17 protein-coding genes are annotated in these 16,684 nt (G+C 64.0%); 9 read left to right on the top strand and 8 right to left on the bottom strand.

All coding sequences use genetic code 11. From position 1 onward, the window contains the following. Positions 1-1,527, bottom strand: coding sequence for a murein biosynthesis integral membrane protein MurJ (gene murJ, locus LJD17_RS06055; RefSeq protein ID WP_227383254.1), 1,527 nt, complete (start codon positions 1,525-1,527; stop codon positions 1-3). 3 nt (positions 1,528-1,530) lie between these two features. Beyond that, the gene (locus tag LJD17_RS06050; RefSeq protein WP_406600766.1) at positions 1,531-2,562 is read right to left on the bottom strand and encodes a glycosyltransferase family 2 protein; all 1,032 of its coding nucleotides are present in this window, start codon (positions 2,560-2,562) and stop codon (positions 1,531-1,533) included. Positions 2,563-2,628: 66 nt separating this feature from the next. Between LJD17_RS06050 and LJD17_RS06045 the strand changes: the two genes are divergently transcribed. Together LJD17_RS06045 and LJD17_RS06040 are read left to right on the top strand one after the other, a co-directional pair. Further along, a complete protein-coding gene (locus LJD17_RS06045) occupies positions 2,629-3,504 on the top strand; it encodes a ChbG/HpnK family deacetylase (protein WP_227383252.1) in 876 nt (291 codons plus the stop codon). An 86-nt stretch (positions 3,505-3,590) separates the two neighbouring features. Continuing rightward, positions 3,591-4,208, top strand: coding sequence for a 3'-5' exonuclease (locus tag LJD17_RS06040; protein WP_227383251.1), 618 nt, complete (start codon positions 3,591-3,593; stop codon positions 4,206-4,208). Between the two features lie 41 nt (positions 4,209-4,249). On the opposite strand, the gene LJD17_RS06035 is transcribed toward LJD17_RS06040, so the two are convergent. Then, positions 4,250-4,849, bottom strand: a complete 600-nt coding sequence (locus LJD17_RS06035) for a superoxide dismutase (protein ID WP_227383250.1) — start codon at positions 4,847-4,849, stop codon at positions 4,250-4,252. A gap of 174 nt (positions 4,850-5,023) precedes the next feature. Here LJD17_RS06035 and LJD17_RS06030 point away from each other — a divergent pair, with 174 nt between their 5' ends. Next, complete coding sequence (locus LJD17_RS06030; protein ID WP_227383249.1) at positions 5,024-6,052, top strand: hypothetical protein; 1,029 nt, start codon at positions 5,024-5,026, stop codon at positions 6,050-6,052. Here LJD17_RS06030 and LJD17_RS06025 read toward each other — a convergent pair. The 3 genes from LJD17_RS06025 to LJD17_RS06015 all read right to left on the bottom strand — a co-directional run bounded on the left by LJD17_RS06025 (position 6,045) and on the right by LJD17_RS06015 (position 11,204). Continuing rightward, positions 6,045-6,599 (bottom strand): isochorismatase family protein, encoded by a 555-nt coding sequence (locus LJD17_RS06025; RefSeq protein WP_227383248.1) that lies wholly within the window; start codon positions 6,597-6,599, stop codon positions 6,045-6,047. The genes LJD17_RS06030 and LJD17_RS06025 overlap by 8 nt on opposite strands. 5 nt (positions 6,600-6,604) lie before the next feature. Beyond that, positions 6,605-8,995: a PAS domain-containing protein gene (locus LJD17_RS06020; protein WP_227383247.1), complete on the bottom strand. Its 2,391-nt coding sequence runs from the start codon at positions 8,993-8,995 to the stop codon at positions 6,605-6,607. A 97-nt stretch (positions 8,996-9,092) separates the two neighbouring features. After that, on the bottom strand, positions 9,093-11,204 hold the full coding sequence (locus tag LJD17_RS06015; protein ID WP_227383246.1) for a S9 family peptidase: 2,112 nt from the start codon (positions 11,202-11,204) through the stop codon (positions 9,093-9,095). 431 nt (positions 11,205-11,635) lie between these two features. Between LJD17_RS06015 and LJD17_RS06010 the strand changes: the two genes are divergently transcribed. The 4 genes from LJD17_RS06010 (at position 11,636) to LJD17_RS05995 (ending at position 14,147) form a co-directional block, all read left to right on the top strand. Then, positions 11,636-12,064: a MucR family transcriptional regulator gene (locus LJD17_RS06010; RefSeq protein ID WP_227383245.1), complete on the top strand. Its 429-nt coding sequence runs from the start codon at positions 11,636-11,638 to the stop codon at positions 12,062-12,064. Positions 12,065-12,412: 348 nt separating this feature from the next. Further along, positions 12,413-12,637, top strand: a complete 225-nt coding sequence (locus LJD17_RS06005; RefSeq protein WP_227383244.1) for a hypothetical protein — start codon at positions 12,413-12,415, stop codon at positions 12,635-12,637. Between the two features lie 140 nt (positions 12,638-12,777). Beyond that, positions 12,778-12,954 (top strand): hypothetical protein, encoded by a 177-nt coding sequence (locus LJD17_RS06000; RefSeq protein ID WP_227383243.1) that lies wholly within the window; start codon positions 12,778-12,780, stop codon positions 12,952-12,954. 233 nt (positions 12,955-13,187) lie between these two features. Beyond that, complete coding sequence (locus LJD17_RS05995) at positions 13,188-14,147, top strand: DUF6456 domain-containing protein (protein ID WP_227383242.1); 960 nt, start codon at positions 13,188-13,190, stop codon at positions 14,145-14,147. A gap of 52 nt (positions 14,148-14,199) precedes the next feature. Here LJD17_RS05995 and LJD17_RS05990 read toward each other — a convergent pair whose 3' ends face one another. After that, positions 14,200-14,643 carry a SufE family protein gene (locus LJD17_RS05990; RefSeq protein WP_227383241.1) on the bottom strand — a complete coding sequence of 148 codons (444 nt, stop codon included), beginning with the start codon at positions 14,641-14,643 and terminating at the stop codon, positions 14,200-14,202. A 54-nt stretch (positions 14,644-14,697) separates the two neighbouring features. Next, entirely contained in the window at positions 14,698-15,048 is a 351-nt protein-coding gene (locus tag LJD17_RS05985) for a hypothetical protein (RefSeq protein ID WP_227383240.1), read from the bottom strand. A 346-nt stretch (positions 15,049-15,394) separates the two neighbouring features. On the opposite strand from LJD17_RS05985, the gene LJD17_RS05980 reads away from it, so the two are divergent. Further along, positions 15,395-16,234, top strand: coding sequence for a peptidoglycan-binding domain-containing protein (locus LJD17_RS05980; RefSeq protein ID WP_227383239.1), 840 nt, complete (start codon positions 15,395-15,397; stop codon positions 16,232-16,234). A gap of 49 nt (positions 16,235-16,283) precedes the next feature. After that, positions 16,284-16,625, top strand: a complete 342-nt coding sequence (locus LJD17_RS05975; RefSeq protein WP_227383238.1) for a DUF1491 family protein — start codon at positions 16,284-16,286, stop codon at positions 16,623-16,625. The last annotated feature ends 59 nt before the right edge of the window (positions 16,626-16,684 follow it).

The following is a 16,684-nucleotide window of genomic DNA, read 5'->3' as shown; positions in this document are numbered from 1 at the left end:
TCAGCGCCGGGCCAATCGCACACCCAGGATCCGCATCCCGCCGAGCAGCACCACCCCGTAGATCACGGCTCCGCATGCGCCCAGAACGGCCAGTTGCGTTTCGCTCTGCCACGCGGGAAGGCTCGACGTCCACCGCGAGAGCGGCTCGGGCGCGAGCCACGCGAAGGCCGCAAGCACGAGGCTCGCGATCAGAACCGCCAGGCTGGTGCGCATCAAGCCTTTGCTCGGGGCGTTCCAGCCGCGCCGATAGGCGAGAATGAACAGAAGGATCAGGTTGATCCACACGCCGAGCGCCGTGCCGAGCGCCAGCCCGACAACCCCGAAAGGTCCCATCAGGACGATCTTCAGAAGCACGTTGGCGGCGACCGCCGTCAGCGAGGCGTAGAGGGGCGTCACCGTATCTGAGCGAGCATAGAAGCTCGCCAGGGCCGAGCGGATCAGGACCGCGGCCGGAAGACCGATGGAGTACGCCGCGAGCGCCGCGCCCGCACGGGCCGTCGCGCTGGCGTCGAACACGCCGTGCTGGAAAAGCGCCCGCATGATCAGGTCCGGCATGGCCACGAAGGCGACCAGGAAGGGCGCCGCGAGCGCGAGGGTCAGGCCGATGGCCCGGTTCTGCGCCGCATGGGCGCCCGCCACGTCGCCCCCGGCGATCCGGCGGCTCATTTCGGGCAAGAGGACGGTGCCGGCCGCGATGCCGATCACCCCGAGCGGCAGCTGATAGAGCCGGTCCGCGTAATACAGGGACGAGACCGCGCCCGTGGGCAGGAAGGAGGCGATGATCGTGTCGGCGAAGATGGCGATCTGCACCCCGGCGGATCCGATCACGGCGGGACCCAGGGTCTTGAAGAACCTGCGCATGGCCGGATCGGAGCGCGGCGCTTCGAGGCGTGGGGCGATCCGCTTGCGCTGCGCGTCCCACCAGACGAGGGCAAGCTGCAGAATCCCTGAAACCGTCACGCCCCAGGCCGCCGCATGGCCCGCGTTCGGGAACAGGAACGCGAGCGCCAGCGCCGCGATCAGGGAGACATTGAGAAGCACCGGCGCTCCCGCGGCCGCCGCGAAGCGGTCATGGGCGTTGAGGATCGCCGACAGGATCGTCACGAGGGTGATGAACAGGAGATACGGGAACGTGATCCGCGTCAGGGTCACCGCGAGGCTGAATTTTTCGGGCTCGTCCGAGAAGCCGGGAGCCAGCAGGCTGACCACCGTCGGCATCGCCAGGAACGCGAGACCGAGCAGGGCGATCTGGACGATGAGCATCAGGGTGGTCATGCGGCTGGCAAAGGAGCGCGCCTTGTCCTCGCCCTCCTTTTCGAGCACCTGGGCATAGGTCGGAAGAAAGGCGTTGTTGAACGCGCCTTCGCTGAAGATCTGGCGGAAATTGTTCGGGATCTTGAAGGCGACCACGAAGGCGTCCGCGATCGGCCCGGCGCCCATCACGGCGGCGATGACCACGTCACGGATGAAGCCTGTGAGACGGGAGACGAGGGTCCAGCCTCCGACGGAAAGAATTTTCTTGAACATCGATCAGGTCCGGCGCAACCGCGGATCGTCCTGGACAAGGCTCGAGCTGACCTCGGCCGCGCCGCCGATCCGCTCCTGCACCACATAGAGCGGGCGCCGCTTCACCTCCGCGAAGATCCGCCCGACATATTCGCCGACGATACCGAGGGACATGAGCTGAATGCCCGAGAAGAACATGACCGACACGATCAGGCTCGGGAAGCCCGGCAGGTCGGTGCCGAACAGCAGCGTGCGGATCAGGAAGTAGATCGCCGTCGCAATCGACATGAACGAGATCAGGAACCCGAGATAGGTCCAGATCCGCAGGGGCACGGTGGAAAACGCCGCAATCCCGTCGAAGGCGAAGCGGAAGAGCTTGCGGAAGCTCCACTTTGTGCTTCCGTGCAGGCGCTCTTCCACGACGAATGGCACTCCGGTGCTCTTGAAGCCGATCCAGGCATAAAGGCCCTTGGAGAAACGGGCCTTTTCCCCGAGGCTTCTCAGAACCTCCACACCCTTGCGGTCGATGAGGCGGAAATCGCCGGCGCCTTCGGGGAGCGGAATTTCGCCGAAGCGGGCGAAGAGGTGGTAGAACAGATGGGCGAAGCCGCGCTTGACCCGGGTTTCGTCCGACCGGTCGGTGCGCTGGCCATAGACCATCACGTTGCCTTCCCGCCAGCGCTCCACGAAAGTCTCGATCATCTCCGGCGGATGCTGAAGGTCCGCGTCCATGATGACGACCGCGTCGCCCCTGGCGTGGTCGACCCCCGCCGCGATGGCGATTTCCTTGCCGAAGTTGCGGCTGAACGAAACCGCCCCGATCCGGGGCTCGTCGTGGCTGGCGGCCTTGATCCGGTCGAGCGTGTCATCGCGACTTCCGTCATCGACGAAGATCACTTCCCAGAGCGAGGTGATGCGGTTCAGCACGGGCACGAGGCGCGCGCAAAGGGGCGCGATGTTGGCGCTCTCGTTATGGACCGGGATGATCACGCTGAGTTTCGGCGACGCCACAAAACTTTCCTTCGACCAGGGTGTTTGTTCGACCAGGGTCCGCATTGAGACCTGAGTTTCCTCTTTTGCTCAAGAGGGATAGGGTGCGGCATAGCCGATTTTGAGGTGATAATGAGTCTGCAGCGCCAAGTGGTGCTTTGCGCCGACGATTTCGGCCTGACCGACGGCGTCAGCCGCGGGATCCTCGATCTTGCGGAGCAGGGTCGGCTTTCGGCCACCAGCGCCATGACGAACATGCCGGGCTGGCGCCGCGCGGCTCCGGACCTCAAGCCTTACGCGGGCCGCCTCGGGATCGGGCTCCACCTCAATCTCACCACGGGGACGCCGATCCAATCGATGCCGCATCTCGCGCCGGGCGGCACGTTTCCGGCTCTCGGAGCGATTCTGTCCGACGCCTTGCGCGGTCGTCTTTCGGAAGAGGAGGTCGCGGACGAGATCCGGCGGCAGGTGGTGGCCTTCGAGGCCGTGCACGAGGCCCCGCCCGACTTCGTGGACGGGCATCAGCATGTTCACGTTCTGCCAGTGATCCGCCAGGCTCTGTTCGCGGTCCTGAAGGAAAAGGGCTATGCCGGGCGGATCTGGATCCGGGACCCCTCCGACGGGATGACGGCGATCCTGCGCCGGCCGATCAGCCGCGGCAAGGCCTTGATCGTCAAGGCGCTCGCCCGGGGCTTCAGGAGCCAGGCCCGGGCGGCGGGCTTCGACACCAACGAGGGGTTCTCGGGCTTCGCGCCCCTCGATCAAACCGTTCCGGCCCGGCGCGTTTTCAGCACGTGCCTGACGAATCTCGGGCCACGGCCGGTCGTCATGTGCCATCCCGGCCATGTGGACGATGAATTGCGCAGCCTGGACCCGGCTGTCGAGAGCCGACCCGAGGAGCTCGCTTATCTCCAGTCGGACGCCTTCGCGGAGCTGTTGGAGGAGCGAGGCATTGCTCTTGCTCTCTCGCCCGCGTTCCGGGAAAGTTCGGGCCATTCGGCCGGATGAGGCGGTTTAGCCATCGGAAAGGACGAAGACGATCACGGCCTTTTACCGAGGCCGCGCGTGTGGATGAAGCGCCGAGAGGGGGAGCCATGAGGACGGCCGTCATATTCGACTGCGAGTTTCTGTGCGTTCAGGGATCGCAGAGCCGGTTCTGGTGCGCCGCTCACGATCCCGATCCGGTGATCGCGCAGATCGGGGCCGTGAAGCTCGGGCTGGAGGGTGATTTCCCGCTCCTTGAGACGCACAAGGCCTATGTCCGGCCGGTGGACCGCTTCGGCGACCGGTATGCGATCGACCCGTTCTTCACCAAGCTGACCGGCATCACCGAAAACGACATTCAGACCAAGGGGATCCCGTTGCAGGAGGCCCTTGCGGGCGTTGATCGCTTCTCGGACGGGGCGCTGTTCTGGTCGTGGGGCAAGGACGAGCTGAACATGGTCGCCATCAGCTGCTACGTGGCGGGCATTCAGCCCTCCATTCCCGCCTGTCGGTTCGACAACGCGGTCAAACTCGTGATCGCGGCCGGGATGCCGGTCGAGGATATCGCGAAGACGCCCAGCAACAATCTGGCGGATTATTATGGCGTCGAGCACCCGCCGCTGCAGGGGCACGACGCGCTCGACGACGCCCTTTCGGTGACATACGCGCTGCAACATCTGCTGAGGGCGGGCAAGCTCCAGCCGGATATCCTTGAGGGCCAAAAGTAAAGGGGCCCGAGGGCCCCTTTGAAACCTTGCATGGCGTCCGCTTACCGCGTCGCGGTCTCGAACATCTCTTCCACATGCTCCCAGTTCACGAGGTTTTCCAGGAAGGCCTTGAGATAGTCGGGACGGCGGTTGCGGTAATCGATGTAGTAGGAGTGTTCCCACACGTCGCAGCCCAGGATCGGCTGGGCGCCGTGGACGAGGGGGTTCTCGCCGTTCGGGGTCTTCATGATCTGGATCTTGCCGTCCTTGACGGCGAGCCAGGCCCAACCGGAGCCGAACTGGCCGACGCCGGCCTGGATGAAGTCTTCCTTCATCTTGTCGACCGAGCCGAGATCCTCGACGATCTTCTTCTCCAGCTTGCCGGGGAGGGCGCCGCCGCCGTTCGGCTTCATCCAGCGCCAGAAGTGGATGTGGTTGTAATGTTGTCCGGCATTGTTGAAGAGGGCCTGGTTCTTGCCGTAGGAACCCGTCACGACCTCCTCGACGCTCTTGCCTTCGAACTCCGTCCCTTTCAGAAGATTGTTGCCGGTGTTCACGTAAGCCGCATGGTGCTTGTCGTGATGGTATTCGAGCGTCTCCCGCGACATGTAAGGCTGCAGGGCGTCGTAGGCGTAAGGCAGTTCGGGCAGGGTGAACGACATGAGCGTCTCCTTCGAGGTATGAGCAACCTGCCCGTTAGTTAAAGCGGCAGGGCCTCAAGGGCAACGGCCAAGCTTCCGACTTTTTTCCGCCCAAGCTTTCCTTGACATGCCCGTTGCCCTATAAAAACCCAGCTTTGCCTTTTGAGAGTATGTGGTTTGCGTAACGGAGACAGGATGGTCATCGCTCTTTTCGCCCTGGCTTTTGCGATGATTGTCGGCGGCTTGTTCGCCGCGATTTTGGGCTGGGACATCGTTCTCGTCGAGCGTGGCTGGACCATGGTCATCGCGGGCAGCATCAGCGCCGCCAGCGGTGCGCTTCTCGTGGGCGTAGCCGCCATCGTGGCGCGCCTTTCCCGGATCCAGAACGAGCTGATGCGCCTCCAGGCCAACCTCGTCGAGGACGAGGATCACCATCATCACGCCGCCCCTTCCGCCGCTGCCGGCGCTGCGGCGGGAATGTCCGTCGCGGCTCTGGCCGGCGGCATGTTCGGACGTGGGGACAAGGCGGCGTCCGCCGAGCCGGTGAGCGACGAGCAGCCGACCTTGCCGCTCTTTCCCGAGGCCCCGCAACCGGCGGAGGAAGCATCCTCCCCCGGAGAGCCCGAAACGCCGGCTCCGGAGCCCGTCATCCCGCCCCGCGAGGATTTCGGCAGGCCGTCTTCCTTCGAGCCTCAACCCTACCGGGAGCCGGAAATCACGGTGCCGTCCCAGCAGGTTTCGGAGCCGGCGCCCGGTTCGCGGGAGGATGCCCCGGCCGATCCGGAAGTGCGCATTCCGGATTTTCTGATCGCCGACCGCTTCCGCGAGACGCGCCGCACGGAGGTGCAGCCCGAGCCCGATCACGGATTTGCCTTCCCGGTGCGCGAGCCGGAGGTTCGCGAGCCCGAGCCCGAAACAGCACCTGCGGGCGAGGCGAGGAAAGAGGACGACATCTTCGAGCCGGAGGCGCCCCAGGAGGTATCGGAGGAGGCCGAGGCACCTGCCGAAGCACCTGCCGAAGCACCCGTCGACAGGGCCGCTCCCGAGCAACCGGCGGGTTCCAAGACCGTGATCGGCTCTTACACGTCCGGCGACAATCGCTACGTGATGTATTCCGACGGCTCCATCGAGGCCGAGACGCCCCAGGGCATGTTCCGTTTCATGTCTCTGGACGAGCTGAAGGAATTCATCTCCACGGGCCAGGGCGGCGTCCGGATCACTTGATGAGAGCGGAGAGGGCGCGGAAATCGTCCGTGCCCGCTTGTTCCAGCCATTCGAAGATTACCATTTCCGTCGTGACCCAGTGGCAGCCCGCGTGAAGAAGACGGGCGCAAGCGGCCGCGACGCTCGCCGGCGCGCGGCTCGATACGGCGTCCGCGACAACAGCGACCTCCAGGCCCGTCGCACGAAAGCCGAGCGCCGTCTGCAGCACGCAGACATGAGCCTCCACTCCGCAGAGAACGAGCTGGTCCCGCCCCTGGGCGCGTAGGGACATGACGTGTTCCGCGATCGCTGCGTCTCCGGCGGCCGAGAAACTGACCTTCGGCATCACGGCGGTTCCGGCCGGAATGGAATCGAGAAGCGGCTGGACGGTGGGGCCGAGCCCCTTCGGATATTGCTCCGTGACGGTGATCGGCACCCCGAGCCGTTCGGCCCCCTTCAGCAACACGCTCACCCGTGACGCGACCGCGTCCCCGCCCTCGATGGCAGGCAGCAGGCGCTGCTGCATGTCGATGACGATCAGGTGCGAACGGGCGGCGTTCAGAAGCATTCGCGTCACCCGGCCGGATTGAAGAGGGCCGTCTGTTCGGGAATGGGCATGACCATGTGAAACCGCAGCCCGCTTTCGCTGTAGTCCATGTTTACGTCGGCGTTGAGCTGGGTCGTCAGGACCCGTTGCAGCAGCCGTGTCCCGAAGCCTTGGCGCGTCGGCTCGGTGACGCGTGGACCGCCCTGTTCCACCCAGTTGAACAGGAGGACACGCTTGCCCTTCTCCTTTTCCTCGACGCTCCAGGTCACCTCCACCTTGCCGCCGAAGGTCGAAAGGGCGCCATGCTTGGCGGCATTGGTGGTCAGTTCGTGAACCGCCATGCCGATCGGAACGGCCGCCTCCGAGGGAAGCTCGACCGAAGGGCCTTGGATCGTGATGCGCTTGCGGGTCTCGTCGTCGTAGGGGCCGAGCTCCGTCTGGATCAGCTCCTCGAGGGGAGCCTTCTGCCAGTAATCCTCGGTCAGGATGTTGTGCGTGCGTGCCAGCGACACGATGCGCCCGACGAAGCCCTGATAGAACTCCTCGATGTTCGAGGCGGTTCGCGCGGTGGATCCGACGATCGCCTGGACGGTCGCAAGGGTGTTCTTCACCCGGTGATGAAGCTCGCGGATCAGAAGGTGCTGGCGCTGCTCGGCCTGTTTATAGCGGGTGACGTCGATGTTCACGCCGACCATGCGCAGGGGTTTCCCGTCAGGATCATAGAAGAACAGCGCGATCGTATCGATGGTGCGGATGGTCCCGTCGGGGCGGCGCATGCGGTAGATGAGGTTGACCTCGGGATCGCGGCGCCCGAGCGCTTCCTGGATGAGCTTGTTGGTGAGGCCGAGATCTTCCGGGACGACCTTCTCCTCCCAGGCGGCGAAGTCGCCCTTGAAGCTGCCCTCCTCGACGCCGAACAGCCGCTCCTGTTCCCGTGTCCATGTGACCTTGCCGGACGGCACATCCCAATCGAAGACCCCGATGCCCGCGGCGCGCTGCGCGAGGGACAAGCGCTCCTCGCTGATGCGAAGCGCCTTCTCGGTTTCCTTGATGTCGTGGATGTCGATGCTCGTGCCGACCCAGCCCGTGAAGTCTCCCTTGGCGTTATGGAGCGGCGCGGCGCGGATCAGGTGCCAGCGGTAAATCCCGTCCGTCGATTTGTATCGTGCCTCGGTCTCGTAGGTGGAATGCGTCCGGATGAGCCCTTTGACGTCCTCCAGGATCTTCGCGAGATCGTCGGGGTGGATGGCATTCATCCAGCTGTGACCCAATGCCTGTTCCGCCGGAAGGCCCGAATAGGCGACCCAGCGCTGATTGGTATAGGTCAGGTTGAGATCCGACCGCAGGATCCACACGAGAGCCGGGAGGGACTCGGCGATGATCTCGAAGCGGGCCTGGGTTTCGCGCAGGCCGATTTCGGCCCTCGCTTTTTCGATGGCGATCCAGGTGCGCTTGGCCACGTCCTCGATGAGCGCGACATCCTCGTCCGACCACCCGTAAGGCGTCGACGAGCTGATGTAGAGCAGCGCCTTCAGCTGGCCCTGGTTCAGGAGTGGGACGGTGACCATCGTCCGGACGTTCATGGTGGCATAGAAAGCCTGGATCGGCGGATCGCTCAGGCGCGGATCGCCCTTGACGTCGGCGATCACGAGCGTGCGGCCGCGCTCCAGATCGTCGACCACCCAGGACGGGAGGTCGTGGAACCGGTGGCTGCGGCCTTCATTGCTGATCATGCCGCGCGACCATTCACGCTCGACCATGACCAAGTCGCGGGTCTTGTCGTATTCGCCGTAGCCGACGCTGTCGACCTTCAGCAGCCGCCCGAGATTCTGGGCCGTCGCTTCCATGATGTCGGAGGGGTCCTGGAAACTCCTGAGCTGGTCGTTGAGCTTCAGGAGGAATTCCTGCCGTCGCTGAGCCTGCTGGGCTTCTTCCCGGATCCGCTCGCGCTCGGAGAGATCCTGCGTGATGCCGACCATGCGGACGGGCTTGTCCCCTTCATAGAAGGCCCTTCCCTTGACGAGGATCCGACCGATGCGGCCGTCGGGCCTGAGGACGCGGTGTTCCACGTGATAATCGGTCCGGGTGGCCAGCGCATAGGCGATCGCCTTCTCGATCCTGTCCACGTCGGCCGGGTGCTGGAGCCGGCGGAGCCGCTCGAACGTCAGGCCCTCGTCCGGTCCGAGCCCGAGATGCTCCTTGCAGACCGCATTGGCGACGATCTCGTCGGACGCGAGATCCCTTTCCCACGAGCCGAATCGACCCATGTCGAGGGCGAGGCGCAGCTTGCCGTTGCTGCGGCGGAGATTGCTCTCGGCCTCCCGCAGGCGTCGTTCCAGTTCCGCAATGCGCCTTTCATCATCCTCCTCGAGAGCGACTCCGCCCTGAAGGGTTGATTGATTGCCGTGCCCCGTCATGGACATCTACTTCCGATTACCTTCCATGAATTCGCCAAGGGTCCATTGGGTCCCTGTCCGCCCACATTATACCACTGAAAATGTAAGACAGTTCCATTTATGATGGAAACCCCTCGACGCACATGAGAGCGAAGATATAGGCGAGGGCGACTTCTTCCAGCCTGTCGAAGCGCCCGGCGGCGCCTCCGTGACCGGCATCCATGTTGAGCTTGAGGACGACCGGCCCCCCGCCGGTCATGGTGGCGCGCAGGCGGGCCACCCATTTCGCCGGTTCCCAATAGGTGACCCGCGGGTCCGTCAGCCCGGCAAGGGCCAGGATCGCCGGGTAGGCCTGAGGTTTCACGTTATCGTAGGGCGAATAGGACAGGATGGTCCTGAACGCCGCCTCATCGGCTCCCGGGTTTCCCCATTCCGGCCATTCCGGCGGCGTCAGGGGCAGCTCCGCATCGAGCATCGTGTTGAGGACATCGACGAACGGAACCTCGGCGATGATGCCCGCAAAGAGATCCGGCGCCATGTTGGCGACCGCCCCCATGAGCATCCCGCCCGCGCTTCCGCCATGGGCGACGATCCGTCCCCTGGATGTGTATCCGGCCGACACCAGCGCTTCGCCAGCGGCGATGAAATCGGTGAAGGTGTTGGTCTTCCGTTCGCGCTTGCCGTCGAGATACCAGTGCCATCCCTTTTCCGTGCCGCCGCGAATATGGGCGATGGCATAGACGAAGCCCCGGTCGACGAGGGACAGGATGTTCGTCCGGAAGCTCGCGGACATGGACAAGCCGTAGGAGCCGTATCCGTAGAGCAGGAGGGGAGCGGAGCCGTCGAGAGCCACCTCGCGCCGATGCACGATGGACACCGGGACCTTCTCACCGTCGGGAGCGGTCGCGAAAAGGCGGCGGGTGACATAATCGTCGGGATTGTGGCCGCTCGGAACTTCCTGCCGCTTGCGCAGGGTCCGGCTTCCGGTGCGGAGGTCGTAATCGATCACCTCGTTCGGCGTCCTGAGCGAGGAATAGCGGAAACGGATCACGTCCGTGTCGAACTCGTATCCGGGGTCGACGCCGAGGGAGTAGGTTTCCTCCGGAAACGCGATGGTTTCCTCCCGGCCGCTCGCCATCTCCCGCAGCACGATGCGCGGCTTGGCGTCTTCCCGCTCCAGGCGCACGAGATGGCGCGAGAGGGCCATGACGAAGAGAACCATGGTGCCGGGCCGGTAGGGAACCAGATCGCGCCAGTGGGCCCGCTGGGGCGCGGCGACGGGAGCCGTGACGATCTTGAAGTCTTCCGCCCCGTCGGCGTTGGTGAGGATGATCAGGTCGTTCCCGTGGTGCTCCACATCATATTGAAGCCGGGGGGTTCGCGCTTCCACCAGGCGCGGGGCGGCGGAAGGGTCGGCGCGGTCGAGGAGCCATACCTCCGAGGTTTCGTGGTCGCTGGCCTCGATAAGCACGAAGGCGTTCGACTGGGTCGCCCCGACCTTCACGAAGAAACCGGGGTCCTTCTCCTCATAGACCACGGCGTCCTCTTCCGGCCTCCCGCCGAGCCTGTGCCGCCTGACGCGGACGGGGCGATGATTGTCGTCGAGTTCCACGTAATAGAACCCGGAGGAGTCGCCGAGCCAGACCACATCTCCGGACGTACGGGTGACCACGTCGTCGAGGTCTTTCCCGCTGTCGAGGTCTCTCACGCGGATCGTGAAGTATTCGGACCCTTTGATATCGGCGGACCAGGCCATGAGGCGATGGTCGGGCGAGTGGTCCGCGCCGCCGAGATCGAAGAACGCATGGCCTTCGGCCTCCTTGTCGCCGTCGAGCATGATCGTCTCGGCGCTGCCGTCGCGCCGCATCCGGCCGATCAGAGGATGCTGGCCGCCTTCGCGGTAGCGGGTGAAATAGGAATAAGGGCCGTCAGGGGCCGGAACGGAGGAATCATCCTCCTTGATGCGCCCACGCATCTCAGCGACGAGTTTGTCCTGCAACGTCTCCGTTCCGCGAAATACCTCCGCCGCGTAAGCGTTCTCCCGTTCCAAGCATTGGCGAATCTCACGGGAGAGTGCGGCAGGGTCTTTGAGAACCTCTTTCCAGTTTTCGGCCTTCAACCAAGCATAGTCGTCGCGAATACGAGTATTATGTATATTGTAATAATAGTCTTTCGCCGGAATCGAAGGCGCGGGCGGCAGCGGAGACAGCGAGAGACTTTCACGTTTCATTAACAGATACCCGAATTAGAAGTTGTGCCGGAACGGCAAAGACATCCCACATATAACTCAGATTTGCCATTCCAGGTCCGCCAGGCAGAGTCAGGCAAAAGCCAAGCATTTCCAACAAACGATTTCTAGCTACTTCTTACGGTCGAGAACCTGCGAATTTTCTCATCCTGCTTACCTATGGTGATGGTTAAGACTTTTAACCGCGCGGTTTTATTGCGCTTAGTAAGATGATACAAAGTTTTTTGGAAGTTTTCCCGGCGAAGATCTTGTAATCGCCTAAAAACTGGCATAGGTGGTCGAGAAAGCTCGATTTCTGTGCGATTACGATGCGGTTCAGAGGCGAAGCAAGCAACGTCTCCTGTGAAACTATTCGAAACCAAATTTGTGCTAAGTTCGAGTGGGAGCCGGGATCGGAAAGGAAGAAAAGTACAATGAGTGAAACTAGCGCTGCATCAAACTACATTGAGTTGGCAGCGGATATCGTGTCGGCTTACGTGAGCAACAACTCCGTTCCGTCGGGTGAGCTTCCTGCGCTGATCAACGAGATCCATACCGCTCTCATCCGGGTCGGCGGCGGAATCGCCGAGGCTCCAACCGAGGCGCCGAAGCCTGCTGTTCCGCTGAAGAAGTCGGTGACGCCGGATTACATCGTGTGCCTGGAAGACGGTAAGAAGTTCAAGTCATTGAAGCGCCATCTGCGCACGCAATACAACATGACTCCCGAGCAGTACCGCGAGAAGTGGGCATTGCCTGTGGATTATCCGATGGTTGCGCCGAACTACGCACGGGCCCGTTCCGAACTTGCAAAAGAAATGGGTCTTGGCCAGCAGCGGCGTAAGCGTCGGTCGGCGCGCGGCTGAGACGCTTCACTCAACAATGCGAAAAGGCCGCCTGAACGGGCGGCCTTTTTCTTTGGCTGCGGTTCAGCTGGCGTCCTCACCGCCGCGCTGGCGCCTCCAGATAAAATGGCGGGCTCTTGGTGTTGCGGTGGTTTGCGATGAGCGAAAAACAGATCCTCGATGCGGATCCGACGATCTTCAAGGTGCTGCCAGGGCGGGATTCCAGAAAAGTTTTCATAACGCCGCCGCAGCTTTCCTGTTATTGAACATGACATGAGTGCTTCGCATGACGCGCCGGCACCTCGGCCAACGTTTGGAACCGTCTGGCCTCCGATCAGGGCGAAAGCCAGTTCTCAAACGGAGGGACGAGTGGGCAATCTTACGTTCAACGGCCGTGGACCATACGATCTGCCGAACGCGACCCATGCGAATGCGCGCAGGGATGGCGACGGCATCATTCTCTCCTTCCGTCTCTGGAAATCCGAAAGCGAATGGACGGTGGTGCAGATCCGCGTCAACGGACACGATGCGGATAAACTCGCCCGTCGCATCGGCGACATCCGCATGAGTTCCGACGGCTCCGCTATCATCTAGACGGTTTGTGCGGCTTGGCGTTTCGCGCATGTGCTGTCCGCGATGACGGATCGTCAGAAAGCCTCCCCATCGTCTCCGCGCCTTCGAAAAGACACGCACCGTCGTCACTCTTGATCTCGCCTCTTGAGAGGTTTGCGCTCATGCCGTTTCAGATTGGGCAAATCGTTCGGCCCAAATGCTACCCGGAACGTCAGTTCACCATCGTGTCCGTTCATGACGATTGGGTGCTGTGCCGTTGGTTCGAAGGCGGCAGTTCACAGGAGGCATCCTTCGCCGTGGACGACCTGGAACTCGTTCCGCAGCAAAAGACTGAATAGCGCCCTCACCGTATTCGCATAATGTCGTGCGCCGATGGTGATGCGATGCGTATGCAATTCGTCCGACGCCCATCTCTCTGCACCAAAATGCGCCGAAACGGAGCCGTGTGGATAAACCCCTGTCATCCCCAGAATTATCCACAGTCCTGCGGCAACTTGACAGGTAGGAATATGCGCTCACTATTCATCACGAAGGGACTCGTCCCTTCTTAATTTATTGCAAGGAACAAAACATGAACAAAAAGGATATTGAAGGTATTGGAAAGCAAAGACCCGAGCACGCCAAATCAATCGGGCATGGCCACGCCAAAGCCGCGAAGGCGAAGTCCGGAAAGCCGGAAAGCAATCTGGCGCTGCCGCGCCCGGCCTTGAGCCGGGAGGCGAAGCGTCTGCTTGAGGCGCTCGGGCTGCCCGAAGCGCAGGCCTTCGTCGATCCGACCGATGCGGCCGAGGTGATTCTCCGCAAGCGTCGGGCTGCGGTCACGGTGGGGGCGGGGCGGTTTTCGAAGGCGGCTGCGGACACTCTCGCGCGCCAGGATCTCGCCCGCTGGGAGGCCGGCTCAACGGGGTCCGACAGCCTTTCGCTGACCGAGGCGGGCCGCGCCCATTTGCGGCGCGTCGGCGCTCCGGAGCCGGAGGTCCGTTTCTTCCATCAGCACCGGCATATCGAAGAGGCCGTCATCCCGGAAAAGGACGGACGCCGCCGCGTCCGCGTCGACACGGAAGAGAGCCCGCTGGACTGGCTGCGGCGGCGCAAGGGCCGGGACGGGCAGCCATTGATCGACGATGCCTGTTACCAGGCCGGGGAGCGGCTGCGCGCCGACATCATGCTGGCGGGCTTTCTGCCGGGCGTTACGGCACGCTGGGACGGAATGCCGAGTCAGGCCGGAACGAGCGGACCCACGGATGCGACGGATCGCATGGTGGCCGCCCGGCAACGGCTTCGCCATGCTTTCGATGCGGTCGGAGGCGATTTCAGCGACCTGCTGATGGATCTGTGCGGCTTTCTCAAGGGCCTGGAGCTGATCGAACGGGAGCGGCAATGGCCTCCGCGTTCCGCCAAGATCGTCGTGAGAATGGCGCTCGCCCGCCTGGCGGAGCATTACGGCATCGAGGCTACCGCGCAGGGGCCCGCCGCATCGCGGGGCATCCGCACCTGGAAGGCCGTGGTGATCGACGGAGGACGCCCCTAGAGCATCGGGCGCGAGAGCTGAAACGGTGCTCTCCCGCTGACGGGACAGCCGATCAGGAGGCCGCGAGGGCCTCCCGGGCATCGTGACGGATGCGCTCGACCATGGACCTGACGCCGTTGGAGCGCTGCGGCGTCAGGTGTTCCGCGAGGCCGAGCTCCTTGAACAGGCCGAGGGCGTCTGTCTCCAGGGCCTCCGAGGCGGTCTTTCCGTTGTAGAGGGCGATCAGCAGGGCGACGAGGCCGCGCACGATATGGGCGTCGCTGTCGCCGACGAGATGGAGCCTCGGCTCGTCCCGCGACGCGTCCCGGTTCATCACGAGCCACACCTGGCTGGCACAGCCCCGGACCTTGTTGGCCTCCACATGGGCCTCCTCGGGAAGGGGCTCCATCATCCGTCCCAGTTCGATGAGATAGCGATAGCGCTCGTCCCAGTCGTCCAGGAGTTCGAAGTTGGAAACGATCTCGTCAATCCGCGGCAGCATGGTGTTCCGGCTCATGGTCTGTGCCGGTCATATAAGGGCTCGGATCCGGTTTGGCGACGATGCGCGGCGTCACGAACTCGATTTCTTCGCGTCTCCCCGCCAGGGAGCCTGCCGGTCGCTGGCTTTGAGCGTATCGCCGGCGGGAGCGGCCGGCTGCGCCGGTGCGCCGAGGCCGGAGGTTTCCAGAATCTTATCGATCACCGCCTGCTTGGCGCCTTCGGGCAGGGCGTGCCACATGGTTTCGAGGCGTGCGGGGGCCTCGGCGGAACCGGGGCCGGGCTGGGCCGCGATCGTCTCAGGCTTCTGTTGGCCCCACGCCAGGAGGCCGTCCAGCGCCGAGGAGCCGTCATCGCCCTGGCGGACCGGCGAATAGTAGAAGATCGCTCCGATGATCAGAACGGCGCGCAGAAGAGAAAACATGACCCGCTCCTCGCTGCCGGGTTGATGTGACGATGCTTCATCATAGCCGGTGTGTGGGCCGAGCCGTAGGCCGGGATGGCGCAACCTTGAATCAGGATAAACAAAAGGTTGATAGCTGGCGCCCGTCTTGGAATTCCCGGATTTTCCGGAGAAAATAAGGAAAAGCCCGGGCTTTGCATCCACGGGGAGGGAACCGGGCAGGCGACCGGAGATGGTGCCGCGCGCCGAGCGCGGCAGTTTCCCCCGGTCCCTTTAGGTTCGCTTAAGCGCCCTCTGGCAGGGTGCTGTCCACGATGATGCGCGACCGGAATCGGCCGCCGTCATTCTCAAGACGGGAAGATCGAACTTGCGTGAAGCCCTAGCCGCTCGCCACGACGACGATGATTTCGTAACGTCCGCTCCTCCGGCGCGACGACCTGCGCCGGCGCGCCGTCCCGCGTCGGCCCGCCGGGCGCCTCCGGCGAAGGCGAAGCGCGAGCCGGGCTTCGGGGCGAAGGCGCTGCTCTTCGTGCTCCAGCGCCCGCGCGAGGCGCTGACCGCCGTGCTCCTGAGCGGCTGCGCCGCCGCCATCGCTTGGAACGCGTTGGCCTTGCAGACCGTCCGCCATCCGGCGCCGCTTTTCAGCCATTCCGGCGCCCAGCCGCCGGAGAGCGTTCCACCCGCGATATTGCCGCCGTCGCGCCCCGCACCCGCATCCACGCCGGCTCCCACGGCGCTCCTCGAAACACCGGCCGCCGAGCCGCCGGCGACGAGCCACCCGGCGACCGCGGCGCCCCCCGCGCCGGTCCGGCCACCGCCGCGCAGCGCGATTGCCGATCTCATCAACAAGGGAGAGGTGACCCAGCCGCAGCGCGTCGTCGCCGCGCCGCCTCCTCAGACGGCTCCGGCTCCCCGGGCGCAGCAACAGCAGCAGGCGCAGGACACCATTGCCGAAATGATCCGCATGGGCGGGCCCGTGCCGGTGCCTCCGGCCAGCGTCGGCCGTTCGGACGCCGATCCGGTTCTGCTCGGGCAGCGGGCCCTCGCGAAGCTCGGTTATGGGGTCAAGCCGGACGGCATCATGGGGTCCGGGACACGCCAGGCCATCGAGCGCTTCGAACGCGACCGGCACCTTCCCGTGACGGGGGAGTTCGGCGCGCGGACCTTGCGGGAGCTCGCATCCCTGTCCGGACTGCCGATTCCGTGAGCGGGCCGGGCCCGGCGGCGATCCCGACGCCAAGGCAGGGGGGCGCGGCATGAATCGCCTGCGCTCGGATTTCTGGGTCTCCGCCTATCTTCGCCGCTGTGGCGTCGAAGGTGTGGAGGCTGCCCTGCGCAAGCGCGGAGCGGCGGAGGCGGGAGCCGTGTTCGTGAAGGTGGACCGCCTCGACGGCACCGCGAGCCTCTATGGTCCCGCGCCGCAGATGTTTCTCGATGAAAGCGGCGAGCGCCGGTTCTCGCCGGTCCTGCAGGACGTGATGCCGCTCGATATCGAGGAGCGGATGGCGCGGGAGATCCGTTTCGACCCGGACCTCTGGCTGGTGGAGGTCGATGACCGCGCAGGTCGGCACTTCCTCGATCTCGCGACCGAGGACTAGGATCCGGACTCACTCATGCGGATGGAACCGGCGTCGCGTAAGCCTTGCAACATGTTTGG

The sequence above is a fragment of the Microvirga rosea genome (genome assembly GCF_020595095.1).
Lineage (GTDB): Bacteria > Pseudomonadota > Alphaproteobacteria > Rhizobiales > Beijerinckiaceae > Microvirga > Microvirga rosea.
The sequence above is the reverse complement of the archived record's forward strand: the minus strand, read 5'-3'. Positions and strand labels throughout refer to the sequence as shown.